Source organism: Clostridium sartagoforme AAU1 (assembly GCF_000401215.1).
Classification (GTDB): Bacteria; Bacillota; Clostridia; order Clostridiales; family Clostridiaceae; genus Clostridium; species Clostridium sartagoforme.
On sequence record NZ_ASRV01000150.1, the window covers coordinates 63,825 to 84,411 of the forward strand.

Sequence of the window (20,587 nt, forward strand, 5' to 3'; positions counted from 1 at the left end):
GTTTTTTTGATAAAGTAATAGGTAACAATGAACAGGTTATGATATAAATTGCAAAACAATTTATAAGTGAAAAGTGAAAAAGTGAAAAATTGAGGATGTTTTGCTATGCAAAACTTAAACTATAGGTGCGAGGCATTGAATACTTAGTGAAGTTAAGTGTAACGATAACTGAACTTAGTATGAAAGTCCATCTACTGAAGCTTGCCTAAAGTAGATGAACATATCTTTTTTTAAATCCTGTAAGGATTTTCTCCTTCACTTTTCCTTCTTCACTCTTTCACTTTTCACTATTTTGCTTCGCAAAATAAATCCTATGGTATTAATATGACATTTTATATAACAAAAATGTTTTGTATTTAAAGCATTATATACATGTAAAAATTTTAGTGTTATAATAATAATCCATTTATTGTTATATACTATTGCTAGTAGATATTAATAAATGAATTATTATAGAAAGTGTCAGGTGAAATTTATGATTGATGCAAAATTATTAGTTGAAAAGGCTTATGAAGCTCAAAAATTTGCTTATACTCCTTATTCTGGATTTAATGTTGGTGCAGCTCTACTTGGTACAAACGGAAAAATATATTTAGGCTGTAATATAGAAAATGCAGCTTTCTCACCAACTAATTGTGCTGAAAGAACAGCTTTCTTTAAAGCTATTTCAGAAGGTCAGCGTGAATTTTTAGCAATTGCCATAGTAGGCAATAAAGATGATGCAGAAAATACAGAGTATTGTGCTCCTTGTGGTGTGTGTAGACAGGTACTAGCAGAATTTTGCGATCCTAAAACCTTTAAAATTTATCTTGCTAAAAATAAAGATGATTTTAAAGAATATTTACTAGAAGAATTACTTCCATTAGGATTTACTAGTAAGGATCTCGATAGATAAATGGAACTTATAAATATACTAAGTTTGAAAAGGAATACAAGAGTTATATACTCTTATATTCCTTAAAATCTTATTTTTTCTTTTATTTTAAAAGCTATAATTTTTTATTAATAAAATTAATCATAATGTTTTTATTCTCTCTAAATTGTATTAATCTATTAACATTAGCTCCTGAAGGATGTGGAAAGCCTTTAAGTATCTGTCCTTTTATTATTATACCTTCACCTTCTAATTTACATAAAACCTCCTCTACAGCCTTACCTAATGGTATTAATAAAATTTGCTCTCTATTATCTAGACTTCTAAATTCATTAATAAAACTTTCATATATATACTTCATTAAAAATTTGTTCTTTATCATCTTTGGAGTATGCCCTGAATAATTTTGTTTGTTAAAAAAAACAGGATAAGGAATTAAAGAAAATGTATGTAGAAAATAATCACTTTTTTCAAACATATCACTGCAACTATTTAGATTTAAGACCTTATTTAAATTTATTTCATCTAACATACTTATTATATTTTTTCTTATTATTCCACTAAAACGTCCCGCTACCTTACACTTATACTGTATATTTTTAATATCGCTTCCTAATTCAAGTTCTTTTCTAGCTGTTGCTATAGATATGCTCATTTGTTGGAATCCCGGTGTTATTCCAATAATAAATACCTTGGCTTTTGAATTCAAATATTCATTATGTGGAGAATAATATATCTCTAAATTATTTTCTTTATCCATTAAAAAATCATTAATTAATAGCTCATCCTTGCTATACTTATCCTTTATTGGTAATTTAATTATTTTCTCTTTATAATCATGCAATGTCTTTTTCATAATATTCCTCATAAGTAATTAAACTTTCATTATCTACTGAAATCCTTCTATTTAACTCTTTTATATTTTTTTCATAAAAATTACTTTTTATAACTAAATCTTGGTTTATTAAATATTGTTAATACTTGTGAAAATAGTAAATAATATATTGTATTTATATATATTCATCATGTTATAATAATAGTAATTATAATGTATTGGGGGTGTTTTTATGAAAGTCTGTAATACATTCAGCTATAAATCAGCTTGCTCCTGCAAAGACTATACAAAGTCAGCTATACTTTGTTTGGAGCCTAAGCTGTTAAATTAGCTGAAGTGCATAAATCATTTAGGCTCTATAACGCATAGCTTTTTGTATTCTTTGCTTTAATACTTTAATAAAAGTGAGGGAGTAAAGAAATGAAATATGCAAAGGCACAAGATGTGTTACCAGAGGAAATTATTAAAATAATACAGGAATATATTGATGGAAAGTATCTTTATGTCCCTAGGAAAGATGACAATCATAAATCCTGGGGAGAAAAAAGTGGTATAAGACATAGTCTTAAGATAAGAAATAATGAGATTTATAAAAAGTATATTAATGGATCTACTATTAATGAGTTAACTAAGGAGTACTATCTATCAGAAAAAAGTATAAGAAGAATAATAAGTCAAGAAAGACATACAGGCTCATAATTGTTACAGAATTATTTATTAGATTGAATACTTATTTGAAACTATGTTATTCTTTCATTGTAGAATCAATGGAAGTTATTACTTATAATTTAAAACAAAATTCAAAGGAAATGATTGTGAATATATGATGCTTTTAAATTAAGATGATTATTGTTAACTTCAGTTGAAGTAATAATAATCATCTTTTTATTTTATAAATTATTTAAGATAGGAGAGAACTTTATGAATACCTTTATAAAAAAACATGAATTTAATTATATAAAAAAGTGTTTAAAAGATTTAAATAATGCTTTTACTGGATGCGTAGACATTAATATCATTGAAGCTACTAAAATATATATTCAAGATAAAATATTAAATATTTTTGGTGATTTATCTGAACAAGAAAAAGATTTACTTGATATTAGTAAAATAACTAAATCACATCATATAGATAGATATTTAGATGATTTAAATGAATATGTTTATGGAATGCCCGTTATTACAAACGCTCAAATTAATAGATTATTTAAAAAGGAAAAAAATTTAAATTTCCAAGCCAAGATGCTCAAGAATCAAAAAATGTTTACCTAGGGTGGGTTGATGACTCCATAAAGAAATTATTTATAGCTTATAATATGAATAATAATCTTGTTGGTATGGCATGTAGAATTTCAAATCCAGACTTTCACAATGCTCATATATGTGTACTCTGCAATCGTGTGGGGAAAGCTGATGAAATAGCGTCAGTTTCACCTATTTGTAAAACTAATAATTCTAAAGAAGGTGGATATAAATCACTTGGCTTTAATATCTGCTTAGACAGCAAAACTTGTAATGATAGAATTGTATCAATAGAGAAACTTGAAAAACTCTTAAAAGATGTCAATAATATAAAATAATAATTACTCTATAATTTTAGTAAAGTTTTGCCTTAATATTTAAGGCCTTACTATTAAAATAGTAAGGCCCATCTTCAAGATATATTATTTATATTATCTTTTAAAATCTAAAAGCTTATTCTTCAATTGTTCCTCAATATTAACTAATTCTAATTCAGCATCCTTACGCTTTTGACGCCCTTCATTTTGTATTCTAAGAATCTCATCCAGAGTTGAAATTAGAGATTCATTTGTTATTTTTAGGGTTTCAATATCTACTATTCCACGCTCAGATTCCTTAGCAGTTTCTATTGTTGAGGTTTTTAATATTTCCGCATTCTTACGTAAAAGTTCATTAGTCATATTGGTAACTTGATTTTGTACCCTTGCAGCATTACTAGAATGAGCAACTCCAAGGGATAATATCATTTGATTTTTCCAAAGTGGAATTGTATTTACAATTGTAGATTGTATTTTTTCAGCCATTAGAGAATCATTATTTTGGATTAATCGAATTTGGGGAGCCATTTGAAGAGATATCATTTTAGTAAGTTCTAAATCATGAATTTTCTTTTCAAATCGATGACAAAGAGAAATAAAATCATTTACTTCCTGAGCATCCTGTGGCAAACCACTTCTTATTGCATTCTCTTGAAGCTTTTTAAGTTCTTCATTTTCTAACTTCTTAAGCTTCTTTTTTCCAGCCAAAATATACATTGAAAGCTCTTTAAAATAAACTTTATTTATTTCATACATTTTATCAAGCATAGCAACATCTTTTAAAAGCTGTATTTGATGACTTTCAAGGGTAGAACACATTTTATTTATATTATCTTCCACTTTTTCATATTTAGCTTTCATTTGAGAAATCTTATTTTTCCCTTTTTTAAATAAGCCTAATATACCCTTCTTTTCTTCTGACTCATCAAAATTCTTTAACTCATGCACTACATTTGAAAGCATATCTCCAATTTCACCTAAGTCTTTTGTTCTTACATTATTTAATGCTGATTCTGAAAAATCAGCAATTTTCTTTTGTGCACCCACTCCATATTGTAGAATTGAATTTGAATTTTTTATCTCAATCTTATCTACAAATTGATTTACCATCCTTTTTTCTTCTTCAGTTAAATTAGCATCATTAATTATATCTTCTACTTTCTCTTCTTCTGCTTTAATTGCAGGAACCACCTCCTGAAAAGTATCAAAAGTTAATTCTGGCTGTATATCAATATTCTCCTTAAATTCATCCTTCATTATAAAATCCTCCCACTTTTCATCACTTTTTAAAATCAGATTTATCTGTTAAACCTTCTTGAGTAAATAGTGTTTTTAAAACAGAAATATCTGTAGAAATATCTAAAGCAACATCTTCAAATAAGTCATCTAACAACTTTTCAAAGGCTATATTTATAACATCAATACTCTTTTCAATTTCATTTTTTGCAGTTTTAATATTCTCTCCCTGAACTTGTTGCTCATTTAGCTCCTTATATGAATTAACTAATTTTATTGTAATAGGAAGATAATGATTTATAAACTTATTAACTTCTTGTATCTTCTTAGGATTTTTCTCTATATAATTTAGTATCTGAATTACAATATTTCGTAATTTATCTAATTTCAATATAAATTCTCTATTATTAATTTTATTTTTTACAACTTCTATCTCTTCAGTGTAATTTTTCCCTTTCTGAATTACAGCTCTTAACTCTTCACCTTCTGAATTGAATTTTTCTTCTCTAACTTCTTGCTCTTCTCTTTGCTTATCTCTATTAGCTTCCTGAGCTTTTAAATTTAAATAGTCTTTATAGACATCATCATTTATCATTAAATAAGTCTTTTCTTCATCAATATGTGCTTCCTTAAACATACCTAATTCAATCATTCTTTTTAAGTCTTTTATAACAAACTTATTTTTCATTCTAACTGTATTGGCTAAGTCTTCAATTAAACAATATCCTTTATTATCAAGATATCTCACATATCTCTTAAAGCGTCTTACTCTTTTTCTTAAATTTACACCTCGAAAAATTAACCCAATGCTTCCTACAAAAAAAGCTACTAAAATTCCTAGTCCAATAGTACTGCTTACTAAAAATCCGCTTATAAGCGAAGTCCATAACATATATATAATTAATAAAACTCCTAATGGTACACTTACCATAGAACCAATCACTATATAAAGTATTCCTGACACAGTTCCCGTTGGCCTTTTATCAATATATAATGATATTTTATTTTTAGCACTTTTATCTATTTCAGTATATTTACTTTCCACCTTTTCATTATATTCCTTAATCTTACTCTTCACTTTACTCATGGTGTCATCGGCTTTGTTTGTAAAATCCCTTTTTAGTGTAGCAAAATCTATTGCATTAAGTGCACTTTTTACAGTATTCATAATTTGATCTTCTAAGTCAGAAAATTCCTTCTTATCCATAGCCATGCCTCCAGATTATTTACTTATATATGCTTTCAAATTTACCATTCTTTTTAAATAATATTATTAATCTGCATTTCTATAATATAGTACTAATGTAGATCATTAATTGAACCATCATTTAGATTAATTATATCTTATTCTTATATTCATTACAATTTATAACAAATCAATTCTTATTTTTATTTTACTTTCATATCAAAAAAAGGATTGATCCTGTATGTTTACAAGATTCAATCCTATTAGCCTACTAGCAAATATATTGGCGGTTGGTCATACTTCAAACTTTGATTATAATGTTGCCATAAAACACAAGTTAACCTCTTTTAGTAATTTCAGCTGTTATCAATGCATTTGAAATATACATTGCTTTTATAATGTTTTTAAGACGTGTATTATGGGATGTTCCCTCTGCAAATTTTTGTTGTGCTTTTTCACATTTGCTTATAATTGATGATACAGGGCGTAGAGCTTCAAGCAATTCTTCTTTTGTATATTTGTTCATATTATTTTCATTTCCTATAAACGATTTTGAAATATACATTGCCTTTATTCTGTTTTTTAAGAGTGTATGCTGAGAAGTTCCTTCCGTAAACTTTTGTTGTGCTTTTTCACACTTACTTATAGTTGAGGAAACAACTCGTAGCGCTTCTTCCAGTTCTTCTATCGTATATTTGCCCATAGTATTTCACCTCAAATTTAAATTTATTCTAATTCATATCCAATTGCTTCAAGCCAATTTAAAATTTCTTCAGATGTAGTGTTACCATTTATATCAATACCCGGTAGAATTATGGCCTCCGTACATTCTCTTGCTATATCATTTTCAATTTGGCCAAATCCTCCACCCCCATGAGTGCAAAAAGGAATTATTGTTTTCCCTTCAAAGTTATGTTGTTTAAGGAAACTCGTAACTGGAGGTGCTGCTTTTTTAAACCAATTAGGTGTACCTATAAATATTGTTTTATAATCATCTATCGGCTCATTCCCAGATATTAACTTAGGGCAAAAACCCCGTGAAATTTCGCTTCTAACTTCTTTACATGCTGTATTATAGTCAAAAGAATACTTCTTATCTGGAATTAGTTCTCTTATAATGCCACCAGTATGCTTTGATATTTCTAACGCTAAATTCTTTGTATTTTGGAAAAGCGAATAATAAACAATAAGTGTATTACTCATTTATGTTATCTCCCTTCGTGAAACTCCAATTTATATTACTCTTCTTTATCACATTCTACACTATGACGTAAGGTCATAGTCAATCCTAAATTCAAAGAAAAATTTAAGTAATACAATTATAAATATTTAGCAGTTAATGATTTTTTACATTCTCTTAGTTCTAGAGGAGTTCCTTCAAATATTATTTCTCCCCCTTTAGTTCCTCCATCTGGTCCAAGATCTATAATCCAATCCGCTCTTTTAATTACGTCTATGTTATGTTCAATAATAATAACTGTATTTCCATTATCCACAATATTTTCAACTATATTTACAAACTTTTCAACATCAGCCATATGAAGACCTGTGGTAGGTTCATCCATTATATATACTGAACTTTCTTTATGTAATTCACTTGCTAGCTTTAATCTTTGGCATTCACCACCTGATAGTGTATCTAAAGTTTGACCTAAAGTTATATATCCAATTCCCATATCCTCAATAGATTGTAGCTTTGTTTTAATTGCTTTTATATTAAATAATTTTATAGCTTCTGTTACAGTCATATCAAGAACTTCAATAATATTTTTACCTTGCAATTTATACTCTAAAACTTCTTTTTTAAACTTCTTACCATCACAAACATCACAAGTACTCTTAATATTTTCCATAAAGGCAAGATTTGTTTCTATTACTCCACTCCCCTTACAATTTTCACAAGCACCTTCTGAGTTTGCACTAAATAATGATACATTAACACCATTTTCTTTTGCAAAAGCCTTTCTTATATTATCCATAATTCCACTATAAGTTGCTAAACTCGATCTTGAATTTGCTCCTACAGGACTTTGATCTATTAATACAGCTTCTTTATTTTGCTTTAAAAACTCTTGTTTAATTAATGTACTTTTCCCTGAACCTGCAACTCCTGTTACTACAGTTAGTACTTCTTTTGGTATGTTGACAGATATATTCTTCAAGTTATTTTTCTTACAATTAATAGCTTTTAAATATCCATTATGTAATCTTACATTTTCCTTGATATCAAGTGACTTATTTAAGGCATTACCTGTTAAAGTCCCCGAAGTAAGTAAGTTTTCATAACTTCCTTCATATACTATTTCTCCCCCATTAGTTCCTGCTAATGGTCCAACATCAATAATATGATCTGCAATTTTAATAACATCAGGATCATGTTCAACGACAATTACGGTATTTCCTTTATCACGTAATTTTCTTAAAAGGTTATTTAACTTATAAACATCCCTTGGATGAAGACCTATACTTGGTTCATCAAATATATACATCAAATCTATAAGATTACTATTAAGGTGTTTTACCATTTTAATACGTTGAGATTCTCCACCTGACAATGATGATGTTTCTCTATCTAAAGTTAAATATCCAAGACCTATATCAATGATATTACTTAACTTTTCACTAATCCCCTTAACTAAAGGTTCTGCCTCTGGTTCCTTAATTTCTGCAATCACTTTAACCAAGGTATCAATTTGCATACTAGTTAAATCTGCAATATTATATCCATTAATTAAGCAACTATATACTCTTTCATGAAGTCTTTTTCCTTTGCACAGAGGACATTCCCCCTCTATAAGTAACTTACTTAATTTCTTTTTAGCAGCTTCAGAAATTTCTCCTTCTTTCTTTAAGTAAAGTCTATTAAATTTAACTATTAAGCCTTCATATGTTAAATTCATTGTTCCTACTTCATCTATTTTTATCTTCTCTGCTTCTCCATATAAAAATTTTTGTAATTCATCTTCTGAATAGTCACATATCTTTTTATCATTATCAAAGAATCCGGATTCAGTAAACAGCTTCCAATGCCAAGACCCAATCCCAAACCCAGAAAGTAATATTGCTCCTTCATTTAAGGATTTAGTTGTATCAACTATTTCATACATATTAGGAACTAACTTTTTCCCAAGGCCTTCACACTCTGGCACATTCCATTTATATCATTAAATGAAAACATATTTGCCTTTCCAATATATGTACTTCCAAATCTCGAATATAAAGCTCTAAGATATGAATTTATATCTGTAATAGTACCTAAAGTTGATCTTGAATTACCACCAAGTCTGCTTTGATCAATAATAATTGGTGTGGAAAGATTTTCAATGTGGTCAGCTTTTACATCCCCATACTTAGGTAAGAAATTTCTTATAAACGCACTAAATGTCTCATTTAATTGGCGTTGCGCTTCCTTAGCAACTGTTTCAAAAACAATTGAGGATTTCCCTGACCCAGAAACCCCTGTAAAAATTGTTATTTTTCTTTTAGGTATTTCTAAAGATACATTCTTTAGATTATTTTCTCTACATCCTTTTAAATAAATAAATTCATCAGCCATTTTATCCCTCCATTACTTTTAAATTATCGTTTCTATATATATAACTGTATTAGGATGAACATTAATAATTTTAGCTATTTGAGCTGTTGTGTAACTTTTCATTAATTATCTCCTGTTTAAAGCCTTGATTGCATCAATTAATTGTAACATATAATTAAAACTCTGGTGGGTAGTGTAGACTTTTTTATTATAAAACAAAGACACTATTGACTAAGCATATATGTTTTGATAATATTTTTATACGAAGTAAATTTAATAGTTCAAAGTTTTATAGGGTTCCACAGTTTAAGATAATAACTGGTTTGGTCCGAGATAAAACGCATAGTTTATACTATGTTCACGGAAGGATAAAAGCCTGGGAGATATTTTTTAGTATCTCTTTGGGCTTTTTTTATTTTTATTAAATCTATATGAAAGGAATGTGATAAAATGTTATCATTATTAATTGCAACAATTACTACAAGTGCTATAGATAGCTTAAATCCTGTAGCAATTACACAACAGTTTGTACTTCAAGGCCTTGTAAAGAAAAAGCATCATATTTGGTATTTTATTTCAGCTACAGCAATAGTAAATTTTATTGGTGGTATGTTGGTATACTTCGGACTAGCATCAATTCTAAAAAATTATATGGATATTATTCTAGGTAAGTATTTTCAATTAATTTATACAACTGAATTAATACTTGGAATAGCAATGTTTATTGCTGTAAGTTATATAATAATGAATAAAAAAATAAAATTTCTTGAAAATAAAATCTCAACTTTAAAAGGAGATGTCGTACAACCATCAGAAGAAAATGATACATTAATAAGATTTAAATCTCTCAATCCTGTATCATTATTTATTATAGGTTCTGTGGCAACAATTTGCGAACTTACTACTGCTTTGCCATACTTTGCATTTTTAACAATTATACTCAATTATAAACTGCCAGTTATAACAGTAGTTTTAATAATGTTATTATATAACTTTATATATTCTTCACCATTAATTTTATTATATATCTTATATGCTAAGTGCCAAGACAAGGTAGATAAATTCTATACTCTAATAAAAGAAAAAATGAGCAAGTATTCCAATATACTTACTCCATTAGTTGTTGGGGGAATAGGCAGCTTCCTCATATATAACTCAATAATTAATCTTTTGAACTAATTATATTTAGATTTTTAGCAAAATATATAGTATTACCAACTATTACAGAATTTCTTATTAAGCATAAATATTGAATTCTGCAATATTTATGCTTCTATACAATATTGTAATTAATTAAATGATATAATAACAAAATTATATTTCATTATAAAATTAATAAAAAATAAATTTTAGGAGGAATAAATTATGAACAATTTATCAATTAAAGAATGTAGCTTAAAGGATATAGAAAAAGTTAAATATATAAGTGAAAAGACATTCTATGAAACATTTTCTGGTGAAAACACGAAAGAAGATATGGAAAATTATCTAAAAGAAAACTTTTCTTATGAGAAGTTAGAAGGTGAAATTAAAAATAATGGCTCAAAATTTTACATAGTTGAAACTAATGAAGAAGTAGTTGCATATATGAAAGTTAATTTTGACAAAGCTCAAACAGAAACAGGACATGATAATACATTAGAAGTTCAAAGAATTTATGTATTACAAGAATATAAAAGTAAGCACATTGGTAAAAAATTAATACAAAAAGCTATAGAAATTGGAAAAAACAATAGCCTAAATTATATTTGGTTAGGTGTATGGGAAAACAATATTAATGCAATAAAATTTTATGAAAAGCAAGGATTTGAAAAATTTGATACACATATTTTCAAATTGGGTGAAGATGAACAGACAGATAATTTAATGAAATTAATGTTATAAGTTTGTTTATAATAAATAAACTAAGTCTTAATATTCTTATAAGATGCTTTAAGGGTGCTGTCGCACACTGAAAAATTAATGAAAAACCCCCTTAGGAGTTTTCAAAAACAAATTACATCAATAATTATTCATTTTTAATCATTAATTCTTAATTGGGCTGTCTATACGACAGCCCCTAAAAATTTGCATCATTTGTAGTATCTTCTTTTTTATTTATTTTATTTTTAATATAACTTTTCCTTTTGCCCTCCCAGCTTCAGAATATTCTAAAGCCTTTTGTGCTTCCTCAAAAGGAAATACTCTATCAATGACAGGTCTAATTTTTTCAAGTTCAATTAACTCAGTAATTATTTTTAACTGCTCTCCACTTGGTTTCATAAACAAAAAGGTGTATGTGGCATTATGTTGTTTTTCCAACTTCGATATTTTAAGAGTAAGCAGCCTAAATAAATTAGTTTTAAGAAAACCTGAACCATACTCTTTTCCAAAACGTGCATTTGGCAGCCCTGAAACAGAAACAACCTGCCCTCCTGGTTTTAGCATATTAAATGCTTTCTCCAATGTTTCTCCGCCAATTGTATCAAATACCCCATCATAATCCTTTAGAACCTCCTCAAAGGATTCACTTTTATAATCAATAATTTGATCTGCACCAAGTGACTTGACGAGTTCGTATCCAGCTTTGCTTGCTGTAGTTGCTACGTAAACACCCATTGTTTTAGCAAGCTGAATGGCAAAGTTTCCAACACCTCCGGCTCCAGCTTGAATTAACACTTTTTGTCCGGGAGACATCTTTAATATATCATGTAAGGCTTGATAGGAAGTAAGTCCAACTAATGGAATCGATGCAGCTTCCTCAAAGGATAGGTTTTTAGGCTTAATTGCTATGGCATTTTCATCTATTGAGATATATTCAGCGAAACTACCAATTCTATCCTTCATAGCTCGACCATATATTTGATCTCCAACTTTAAACTTTGTTACATCTTTTCCTACCTGTTTAACAATACCAGAAAAGTCATTGCCTAAAATAAGTGGCATTTTATATTTTAGCAGCATCCGTACCTTGCCATCTCTTATTTTAAAATCAACAGGATTAATACTTGCTGCAACTATTTCTACTAAAACATCCTTCTTTCCAATATCCGGTACTGGCATATCAGCTAATTTTAACGATACTTTTCCATACTTTTCTATAATCATCGCTTTCATAATACTATCCCCCTTACTCCTTCCCATGATCATTTATTAATTCTTCTATATTATTAATCAGTTTTTTTAAATTCATAAGCTTGCTTGATGGCTCAAGATAATAATAATTCATTGTTGCCACCTTGCGAACATCAACAATTCCTGCATCCTTTAAAATTTTCAGATGATGAGATACTGCTGGTCTGGATAAGTGAGTTTGAGATGTAATTTCTCCAACTCTCATTCCACTGCAGCCTGAACCAATGAGTACAATTACTATCAATTGACGTGTTTCATCACCAATAGCAGTCAATACTTGAGTACATGATTTGAAATCTGATTTAAGAATATTAAATCTATCATTATTATTCATTTGAATTCTCCTTAACATAATAGGTTTAAACATTTAAACTAATATGAGTATAGCTTATGTCTTTTTCAACTTCAACATTGGGAAAGAAAATCGAGACGAATGAAAATTTAATAAAAAAACTCCCTTAGGAGTTTTCAAAAATAAATTATTTTTAATTATTAATTCTTAATTGGGCCGCCTATACGACAGCCCCTTGTATTAATAAATTTAAAATTAACTCTATTATAATTGGAGTATTTTATTTATGATAATCTATTGAATAGTAATCAACTTGTATCAGTTCAACACTTATTGGCTTTGAATACGTTGCATCTGAATAATGAACTACAGTTGCATATCTAATATGTAACTGTCTATTATAATCATGTGTTTCATATACCCATGATCCAACATAAGTTACTGGTATACTTTGTGAAATTTTAGTTAACTTACTGATATAGTAATTAAATAGAACATTCTTAGTAATTGCTGTTGGTATTTTACTTACTATATAAGATGTAAATATATCAGCTACAACTCTCAATTCTTGATTAGTATAAGTTCTATAGACTGGCGCAACAATTAATTTTGAATCTGGATTATCATTTGGCAAGGCAAATATTCCAATCCCTGATTCTGATGTTTCACTACTTGGTGGAAATCCATATTTTTGTAAATTTTCTTCATCTGTATAAGTAATTGTAACTGGTTCTTTTAAACTCCTTGTTTTTGCATTAGCTACTTTACCTGGTGTAATAGTTGTAGCTAGTAATGTCATAATTAACCCCAAAACTAAACTGTTTGTATATTTTTTCATAACCTCAGTCCCCCTTAACATAATATTGTATTTATTACATATTATGTATTATATCCTATAATTTCCATTGTATAAAGATTTTTATTAATAATTATTTGACCATTATTTAATTCACCTTAATTTTATGCTCTAAAAGTAATTCTATAAATTTATCATTTTCATTAATATCTAATTTAATATTAAAGTTATCAATTTTATTTTTAGTAAAAATTTTATATTTAATTATATTTCCCGAACTACTTCTTCTTACATTTTTAATATTCGTCCAAGCAATTAGTTTAGCATCTCTTAATAAAAAACCTTCTTTGTAAATATTAGCTTTATTTCTAATATTAATTAAATAACTAACCAGTAAAAATATACTTATGCTAACTATTGTCCCAAAAATATCATACTAGAAAATTTATTAAATGATATTTGTTCAAACTCTAAGGCTCCATTAGTCCTAACATTTATTAATAATCTTGATCCCAAAATTAGAATTATTACCAAAATAATAATATAATTTAACATTATTCCATATTGCTTAACAGTTAATATTTCATTTTTAAACTTATTTCTAACTAAAATTGGTTTAACTAATCTAAAATAAATAACATAAGAAATAATTAATAAACTGTTAAAAAGATATATTTTATTACTCTCAACTATATTAGCAAAACATAAACCTATAATTAACATAATCTCAATAATATCACTTTTTTTTCTATCCATAATCCCCATCCTTCATAAATGTGTAATAAATTCAATATAAATTTTCCTTTATATTGAATTTATTGTAAATTGTATCATAATTATATTATAAATACAAAATAAATTTCTATTCATGTAAATCGTGTAATCGGTTTATTAATACTTAAAACATCACTAGATCTTTTAAGTGAATATCCATCACCATCACTAACAACAATTCCTAAAATTAGATAATTAACCACCATAACAATAGATGCATTAATGCACAAGATTGTTAGATATGTATTTTCCGTAATAAAAAATTAAAAGCTATATGCTCAAAGAGGTCCTCAAATTCATTGTAGGATATTCTTTAAACATACAGCCTTTTTTACAATTTTTATAATTGTTCGTATTTTCAAATGATCTATTCGTTATGCAAAACTTTAATATAAATACTTTTTAATATTTTATTTGACTTTTTTTAGTTGGTCTTTAGTGGTGATTATATAATTAGATCAACTAACAATTTTGTAGTAAACTTTTGAAGTAAGAACATACACAATGGCATAGAAAATAGCAAATACAAAAATTGTTCCTGCTGTGCAAAATGCAAACAATGTAACATTAGTAAGATTTAATACTGCTAAAAGCTTCACTATAACCTTAAAAGCAAAGGCAATATGAATAATAGCGGTTAAAAGAGGCATGAAAAATACCATAAGCACTTGACTGCTAATTGATTTTTTTATTTCTTCTTTACTCATTCCAACCTTTTTCATAATTTCAAAACGCTCTTTGTCATCATAGCCTTCTGAAATTTGTTTGTAGTAGATAATAAGTACTGTGGCCATAATAAATAGTACTCCAAGGAATATACCTAGGAAGAAAAGTCCACCGTATAGAGAAAAGAAAGATTCTCTAGACTCCTCTACCCCTTCACAACTACCATTAACAGATAATTCTTGTATTTTATTATTAATTTCATTAGTTAAAGTAATTTCCTTTTCTGCATTATCATCAGTATCAAATGCAAAATAATAAGATAACTCTCCCATATCTCCATCAGCTCGAGTACTGGAATCATATACTTCTTCAATTGTTTTCTCATCAGGTACTACAACAAAGTAACCATTAGCAACTATTGCAGATGCAATTCCATCCACTGTCATATTATTTATACGTTCCTTTATTTTAAACTCATTATCTAAGATATTAAGGCTGTCTTCAGCTATTCCTCCTCTATAAGTAAAAAGAAGTACTTCATTTTCATTTAAAGTTATAGACTTATTTTCCAAGTCATTATATTCACTTAATGGTATAAGCTCTAAAAAGCATAAATTATTTGCATCCAAATCATTAGAATCATCTGTAAAATAATTCTTATCTTGTATCATAGCTAAAGAAAATGATCGGTATTTAACTATATCTTCCATAGCCGTACCATTCTTTTCCGCCTGTTCTTTTATCATAGAATTAAGCTCTTCTGCCTGTTCTTTCGATACATTTTCTGCACTTATTGAAATATCTCTTGGATATCTTGTTCTAAGGACATCTTCCATACCAATATATAATGATACTGTAGTAGATATCATTACTAAAACTGTTGTTGAAAGAATACAAATATTAGCAAGTCCTATTGCATTTTGTTTCATTCTATAAATCATACCAGATACATTTATGAAATGATTAGTCTTGTAATAAAATTTCTTATTCTTTCTAAGCATTTTTAAAAGCGCTATACTTCCTGCAGTAAATAGTGCCCAAGTTCCTATCATAACAAGAATTACTGCCAGGAAGAACCTATTAAGTGCAGCTAAAGGTGCTTCTGTTGTTACTGCAATATAATATCCTGAGCCAAGGCTAGTAAGTCCAATCAATGTAAGAACCCACCTTGTTCTTGGCTCTTTTTCTCCAACCTGACCACCCTTAAGAAGCTCAACAGGTTTTGCAAGATAAATTTGTCTTAGATTATTTAAAAGTGTTAATACAAAAATAAAACCAAATAAAGCAGCTGTTATAATTAAAGACTTAGTTGAAATAAAAAAGCCCATAGGCACCTTAAAATGTAAAATCTTAAGAAGCACCAAAAAGATAAGCTTGCTTACTCCAATTCCTAAAAGAAGTCCTAGTACCATACTTATAAGAGTTACAAAAAATATTTCCCAAAATAGTACTTTAGCAATATGCCTTTTCTCCATACCTAGTATATTATATAAACCAAGCTCTTTTTTACGTCTCTTAATAAGAAAGCTGTTAGTATAAAAAAGAAAAATAATAGAGAATAAACCAATAACATAAGTTCCTAAGTTTAGTATAATTTTAAGTTCTCTTCCCCCAGACATAACGTCTAAACCATCATTTACTGATATAAAATGCATTATATAAAACATAGCAATGGAAGATATACAAGTTAAAATATATGGGAAATAAGTCTTCCCATTCTTTTTAATATTAGTAGCTGCCAGCTTTTGATAGAACATATTACTCATTTTTTGCACCGCCTGTAGCAATTATAGTAAGTGTATCAGAAATTTTTTGATACATTTCCTCTTGAGACATGGATGCTCTATACAGTTGGTGGAAAACTTCTCCATCCTTTATAAAAAGTACACGACTTGCATGGCTGGCTGCTTTAGTACTATGAGTAACCATTATTATAGTTTGTTCTTCTTTATTTATATCATTAAATAAACGTAAAAGCTCATCGCTAGAATGAGAATCTAACGCTCCTGTAGGCTCATCTGCAAGAATAAGTTGCGGATTAGTTATTAGAGCTCTTGCAACAGCAGCCCTTTGCTTTTGTCCTCCAGATACTTCATAAGGATACTTGTGTAATATTTCATCTATACCAAGCTTTTTAGCTATAGGTTTTAAACGACTATTCATTTCATTAAAAGCCTTTCCGGATAAAACAAGAGGTAAAAATATATTATCTTGTAGTGAAAAAGTATCAAGAAGATTAAAGTCTTGAAATACAAATCCTAAATTATCACGTCGGAACTTAGAAATCTCTTTTTCTTTAATGTTAATACTGCTTATTCCATTAAGCACTACTTCTCCACTTGTTGGCTTGTCAAGAGCTGCAATAATATTTAACAGTGTTGTCTTACCTGATCCAGATTCCCCCATGATAGCTACATATTCACCTTTTTCCACTGAAAAGGATACATCTGCTAAGGCCTGAACATGGTTTGCTCCAAAACGGCTGGTATATATTTTTTTAAGTTTTTTTACTTCTAATATTGACATAAATCATTCAACCGTTGCATAAACTCTATAAAAGCTTTATATAACCTTATAAATTTTATTTTAATTCCTTTTTCATCAAACTCTATTTTAATTTAAAAATCTACTCTAGTTTGGTGTAGTTCTCAAAAGGCTTAAATTCGGATACAACGCATCCTACTAAGATTAGTAATTTCTCAAAATTCACCTATGCTAACCCATAATTACCAAGATTAATTGAAGCATTTTTATCTCTATCTATTTCTAAACCACATTTTTCACATCTATAAACTCTATCCTTTAATTTTAAATCTTTCTTTACACTTCCACAACAGCTACAAGTTTTTGAGCTAGGATAAAACTTATCTACTTGAATAAATTTTATCTTATTAAATTCACATTTATATTTTATTTGTCTTATAAATTCATAAAAGCCTTGCTCTGCTATTGCTTTAGATAAATGTTTATTTTTCATCATTCCACTTACATTTAAATTTTCCATTACTATTCTAAATGGGTACATTTTTATTATTTTATTTGTAGCTTGATGAATGTGATTCTTTCTTATATTAGATAATTTTCTGTAAAGCAATTTAATTTGTTTTTCTAATTTTATAATATTATTAGTTTTAACAAATTTATTTCCTTCCTTATTTGCTTCATATTTTCTTGATACTTGTCTTTGCAATCTTCTTAATCTTTTCTTTAATTTTTTTACTCGTTTAGTTTTATTAATGTTTTTAATAGGTTTATCTAGCACATTTATAGTTGCTAAATCCTTTATTCCCAAATCAATTCCAATAGATAAATCTTCATTAAGTTCAACTTGGTTTTCGTTGTCCTCAAAAGTAAAACTTAAATACCAGTACTTCCCGTCAAAGCTGCAATAAGGGTTACTATAGTTACAACTAGGTATTTTATAATTTGTTTTGAATCTTACTTTTCCTATCTTTTCTATGTTACAAATATCACCTTTAAAATAAAGATGATCATATCTAACATAAAAAGATTTACTAGATTTTCTCTTTGTTTTAAATTTAGGATAACAACTTTTATTTTTAAAGAAAGACTTGAATGCTTTATTTAAATTTCTCATACTTTCAACCATTGTTGTATTTGAAACTTCATTTAGCCATTTAAAATCTTCTTCTTTTTTTAGTTTTGTAAATTCTTTTCTTATGCTTGACATTGAATATTTTTCACCTTGTTCATAAGCTAAAATACATTTATTCAAAGCCCAATTATAAGTAAATCTACTACAACCTATTGATTTAAACATTAATATTTCTTGTTCTTTTGTTGGTAATAATCTTATTTTTCTTGCTTTTACCAAGAGTTCACCTCCTTTAACTTTATATTTTATATACTTAGTTTTTCCATTTTAAGTACTTTTTATGGTACTAAGTAAAATATAAAAATTATTGAAGATGAAAAGCTTTAATAGATATTACAACAATTTTGAACTAACTAAACATAAAATTTTTTTAATTATATTAAGAAGAATAAATTAATATTTTGAGATTTATAATTACTATTCTTAAGAAATTTGTATCTAGCGCCCTGAAAAATAGAGCGTTATTTTTTATAAAGTTATATAAAGTTTTCAAAGAACTTTTTTAAAGTTTATGTTTATTTACTACAGAACGCTACTTCTATAATGCCATTTCACTCACGTTAATGACCTCGACCTTTCGGATACGAGCGTAGACTATATCACTACCCGTTATACATATAGTATAGGTTGGGTATCCTCTACTTCCACCACCAATAGCTTGTGATGTACTCCCATTATGGGATAGTCGTTGAAGTTTCTCCTGTTCGGAGCTTACCTGCTGATTATCCATTGTACTAACACTTAGGATTTAACCTTATGCTATCTAACTAATTTTTTCTACTTTCGTAACCATCACGCTTAGCTTTATTTCAAACTTACGTTGTGGTTTAGTTAGCTTTAGGAACTTCCAGCAATTCAAAGGATTTTGGATAGTTTTAAACTATCACTCCACACTCTTTATGAATGTGGGAGGCTAATGTTATAAAGTCATTATAAGGTTTTATAAACTCTTATAACGTTTTTGTAACTGTTAAGTTACCTCCAAACTTCTTATTATGTTCAGTATAGCAAAAGGAAGAAATGCCTGCCTTAACTTTGGCTTACATTTCTTCCTATAACCTTACACCTTTGTAAGATTGAAATTAAAGCTTATTCTATTCCTAACTCAATAGTTTCTAAATTAATTTTTACTTTTGTCCCTTCATCAACCCTTGATTCTATAGTTATACTGTGAGAAAGCTTATTTAAAATCTGCTTACATAGATATAACCCAAGGCCTGTAGATTTTTTATCCCACCTTCCGTTATATCCTGTAAATCCTCTTTCAAATATACGTGATAGATCTTCCGCTCTTATTCCAATTCCTGTATCTTCTATAACAAGAGTCATTTTGGAAATCCTATCCATGTATATTGAAATAGTCCCATCTTTCGTGTACTTTAATGCATTTGATAACAGTTGCTCAATAACGAATACTAACCATTTTTCATCTGTTAATATATCACAGTTCAGCTCCTTAAAATTTAATTTTATCTTCTTTCTTATAAACATTCTGGAATATTTCCGTACGGCCTGTTTTACAATCTTATCAAGACTTTGCTTTCTTAATACGAGATCAGAAGACATGCTTTCAAGTCTTAGGTACTGTAATACAAATTCTACATATTGCTCAACCTTAAACAATTCCATAGAAAGTTCTGAACTTAAATCACTTTCTTCCGACTGAAGAATCAAATGCATAGCTGAAATAGGTGTCTTTATTTGATGAGCCCATAAAGTATAGTAATCTACTAAATCGCTCCGACTTATATCTGCATTATAAGCTGTTTGAAGATTTTGCTTGTAAGTTATAGTAAGCAAATCATAATAGTCTTTTTCAATCAAATCTTTAGCCTCAGGAAGATTATCAAAATTTAAAATAATATTATCCTTTAACTCTTGAAGCAGCTTATGTTTCTTGTAGAAATAAAAAAAATCTACTATAAGAAAAAGGAACCCTATACTTATGCAAAGAATACTAGCATAGGCTACAGGTTCTACTGGAAGATTATATAAAGAAAATACAATTACAAAAGTTAGACAACTCAAAATCAAAAAAATAACGCCCTTAAGTCTAGCCTTAATATAAAAAGTTATAATCTTAAAAATCTCTGTCTTTTTCATA

The 20,587-nt window shown here is 28.0% G+C and carries 18 protein-coding genes, 2 pseudogenes and 1 riboswitch; of the genes and pseudogenes, 5 read left to right on the top strand and 15 right to left on the bottom strand.

Annotation, left to right across the window (positions count from 1 at the left end; all coding sequences use genetic code 11):
* Nucleotides 1–475 precede the first annotated feature (475 nt).
* Complete coding sequence (locus A500_RS12095; RefSeq protein WP_016207877.1) at nucleotides 476–895, top strand: cytidine deaminase; 420 nt, start codon at nucleotides 476–478, stop codon at nucleotides 893–895.
* 94 nt (nucleotides 896–989) lie between these two features.
* Here the strand turns inward: A500_RS12095 and A500_RS12100 are convergent, their stop codons facing one another.
* The gene (locus A500_RS12100) at nucleotides 990–1,730 is read right to left on the bottom strand and encodes a hypothetical protein (RefSeq protein WP_016207878.1); all 741 of its coding nucleotides are present in this window, start codon (nucleotides 1,728–1,730) and stop codon (nucleotides 990–992) included.
* 399 nt (nucleotides 1,731–2,129) lie between these two features.
* On the opposite strand from A500_RS12100, the gene A500_RS12105 reads away from it, so the two are divergent.
* Both A500_RS12105 and A500_RS12110 read left to right on the top strand, forming a co-directional pair.
* On the top strand, nucleotides 2,130–2,408 hold the full coding sequence (locus tag A500_RS12105; protein WP_016207879.1) for a CD3324 family protein: 279 nt from the start codon (nucleotides 2,130–2,132) through the stop codon (nucleotides 2,406–2,408).
* A gap of 222 nt (nucleotides 2,409–2,630) precedes the next feature.
* Nucleotides 2,631–3,289 (top strand): annotated as a pseudogene (locus tag A500_RS12110) (elongation factor G-binding protein).
* A gap of 93 nt (nucleotides 3,290–3,382) precedes the next feature.
* On the opposite strand, the gene A500_RS12115 reads toward A500_RS12110, so the two are convergent.
* The 5 genes and pseudogenes from A500_RS12115 to A500_RS12135 form a co-directional block, all read right to left on the bottom strand.
* Complete coding sequence (locus A500_RS12115; RefSeq protein WP_016207880.1) at nucleotides 3,383–4,525, bottom strand: toxic anion resistance protein; 1,143 nt, start codon at nucleotides 4,523–4,525, stop codon at nucleotides 3,383–3,385.
* Between the two features lie 22 nt (nucleotides 4,526–4,547).
* Entirely contained in the window at nucleotides 4,548–5,711 is a 1,164-nt protein-coding gene (locus tag A500_RS12120; protein WP_016207881.1) for a 5-bromo-4-chloroindolyl phosphate hydrolysis family protein, read from the bottom strand.
* A gap of 316 nt (nucleotides 5,712–6,027) precedes the next feature.
* Nucleotides 6,028–6,393, bottom strand: coding sequence for a hypothetical protein (locus A500_RS12125; RefSeq protein WP_016207882.1), 366 nt, complete (start codon nucleotides 6,391–6,393; stop codon nucleotides 6,028–6,030).
* A 23-nt stretch (nucleotides 6,394–6,416) separates the two neighbouring features.
* A complete protein-coding gene (locus tag A500_RS12130; RefSeq protein WP_016207883.1) occupies nucleotides 6,417–6,893 on the bottom strand; it encodes a flavodoxin in 477 nt (158 codons plus the stop codon).
* 116 nt (nucleotides 6,894–7,009) lie between these two features.
* A pseudogene (locus A500_RS12135) lies at nucleotides 7,010–9,246 on the bottom strand (ATP-binding cassette domain-containing protein).
* Nucleotides 9,247–9,505: 259 nt separating this feature from the next.
* Nucleotides 9,506–9,610, top strand: a riboswitch (guanidine-I (ykkC/yxkD leader).
* Between the two features lie 65 nt (nucleotides 9,611–9,675).
* Between A500_RS12135 and A500_RS12140 the strand changes: the two are divergent.
* Together A500_RS12140 and A500_RS12145 are read left to right on the top strand one after the other, a co-directional pair.
* Nucleotides 9,676–10,404, top strand: coding sequence for a GAP family protein (locus A500_RS12140; RefSeq protein WP_016207884.1), 729 nt, complete (start codon nucleotides 9,676–9,678; stop codon nucleotides 10,402–10,404).
* A gap of 186 nt (nucleotides 10,405–10,590) precedes the next feature.
* On the top strand, nucleotides 10,591–11,109 hold the full coding sequence (locus A500_RS12145) for a GNAT family N-acetyltransferase (protein WP_016207885.1): 519 nt from the start codon (nucleotides 10,591–10,593) through the stop codon (nucleotides 11,107–11,109).
* A gap of 213 nt (nucleotides 11,110–11,322) precedes the next feature.
* Here the strand turns inward: A500_RS12145 and A500_RS12150 are convergent, their stop codons facing one another.
* The 9 genes from A500_RS12150 to A500_RS12190 all read right to left on the bottom strand — a co-directional run bounded on the left by A500_RS12150 (nucleotide 11,323) and on the right by A500_RS12190 (nucleotide 20,586).
* A complete protein-coding gene (locus A500_RS12150) occupies nucleotides 11,323–12,321 on the bottom strand; it encodes an NADP-dependent oxidoreductase (RefSeq protein ID WP_016207886.1) in 999 nt (332 codons plus the stop codon).
* 13 nt (nucleotides 12,322–12,334) lie between these two features.
* The gene (locus tag A500_RS12155; protein WP_016207887.1) at nucleotides 12,335–12,673 is read right to left on the bottom strand and encodes an ArsR/SmtB family transcription factor; all 339 of its coding nucleotides are present in this window, start codon (nucleotides 12,671–12,673) and stop codon (nucleotides 12,335–12,337) included.
* A 238-nt stretch (nucleotides 12,674–12,911) separates the two neighbouring features.
* Nucleotides 12,912–13,469 (bottom strand): hypothetical protein, encoded by a 558-nt coding sequence (locus A500_RS12160; RefSeq protein ID WP_016207888.1) that lies wholly within the window; start codon nucleotides 13,467–13,469, stop codon nucleotides 12,912–12,914.
* Between the two features lie 372 nt (nucleotides 13,470–13,841).
* Complete coding sequence (locus A500_RS12165) at nucleotides 13,842–14,183, bottom strand: hypothetical protein (protein WP_016207889.1); 342 nt, start codon at nucleotides 14,181–14,183, stop codon at nucleotides 13,842–13,844.
* Nucleotides 14,184–14,293: 110 nt separating this feature from the next.
* Nucleotides 14,294–14,431, bottom strand: coding sequence for a hypothetical protein (locus A500_RS20785; RefSeq protein ID WP_198010584.1), 138 nt, complete (start codon nucleotides 14,429–14,431; stop codon nucleotides 14,294–14,296).
* 228 nt (nucleotides 14,432–14,659) lie between these two features.
* On the bottom strand, nucleotides 14,660–16,633 hold the full coding sequence (locus A500_RS12170) for an ABC transporter permease (protein WP_016207890.1): 1,974 nt from the start codon (nucleotides 16,631–16,633) through the stop codon (nucleotides 14,660–14,662).
* On the bottom strand, nucleotides 16,626–17,393 hold the full coding sequence (locus A500_RS12175; protein WP_016207891.1) for an ABC transporter ATP-binding protein: 768 nt from the start codon (nucleotides 17,391–17,393) through the stop codon (nucleotides 16,626–16,628). The genes A500_RS12170 and A500_RS12175 overlap by 8 nt, the downstream gene beginning before the upstream one ends.
* Before the next feature lie 184 nt (nucleotides 17,394–17,577).
* Nucleotides 17,578–18,702, bottom strand: a complete 1,125-nt coding sequence (locus A500_RS12180) for an RNA-guided endonuclease InsQ/TnpB family protein (protein WP_016207892.1) — start codon at nucleotides 18,700–18,702, stop codon at nucleotides 17,578–17,580.
* A gap of 870 nt (nucleotides 18,703–19,572) precedes the next feature.
* On the bottom strand, nucleotides 19,573–20,586 hold the full coding sequence (locus tag A500_RS12190) for a sensor histidine kinase (protein WP_016207894.1): 1,014 nt from the start codon (nucleotides 20,584–20,586) through the stop codon (nucleotides 19,573–19,575).
* Nucleotide 20,587: the final 1 nt, after the last annotated feature.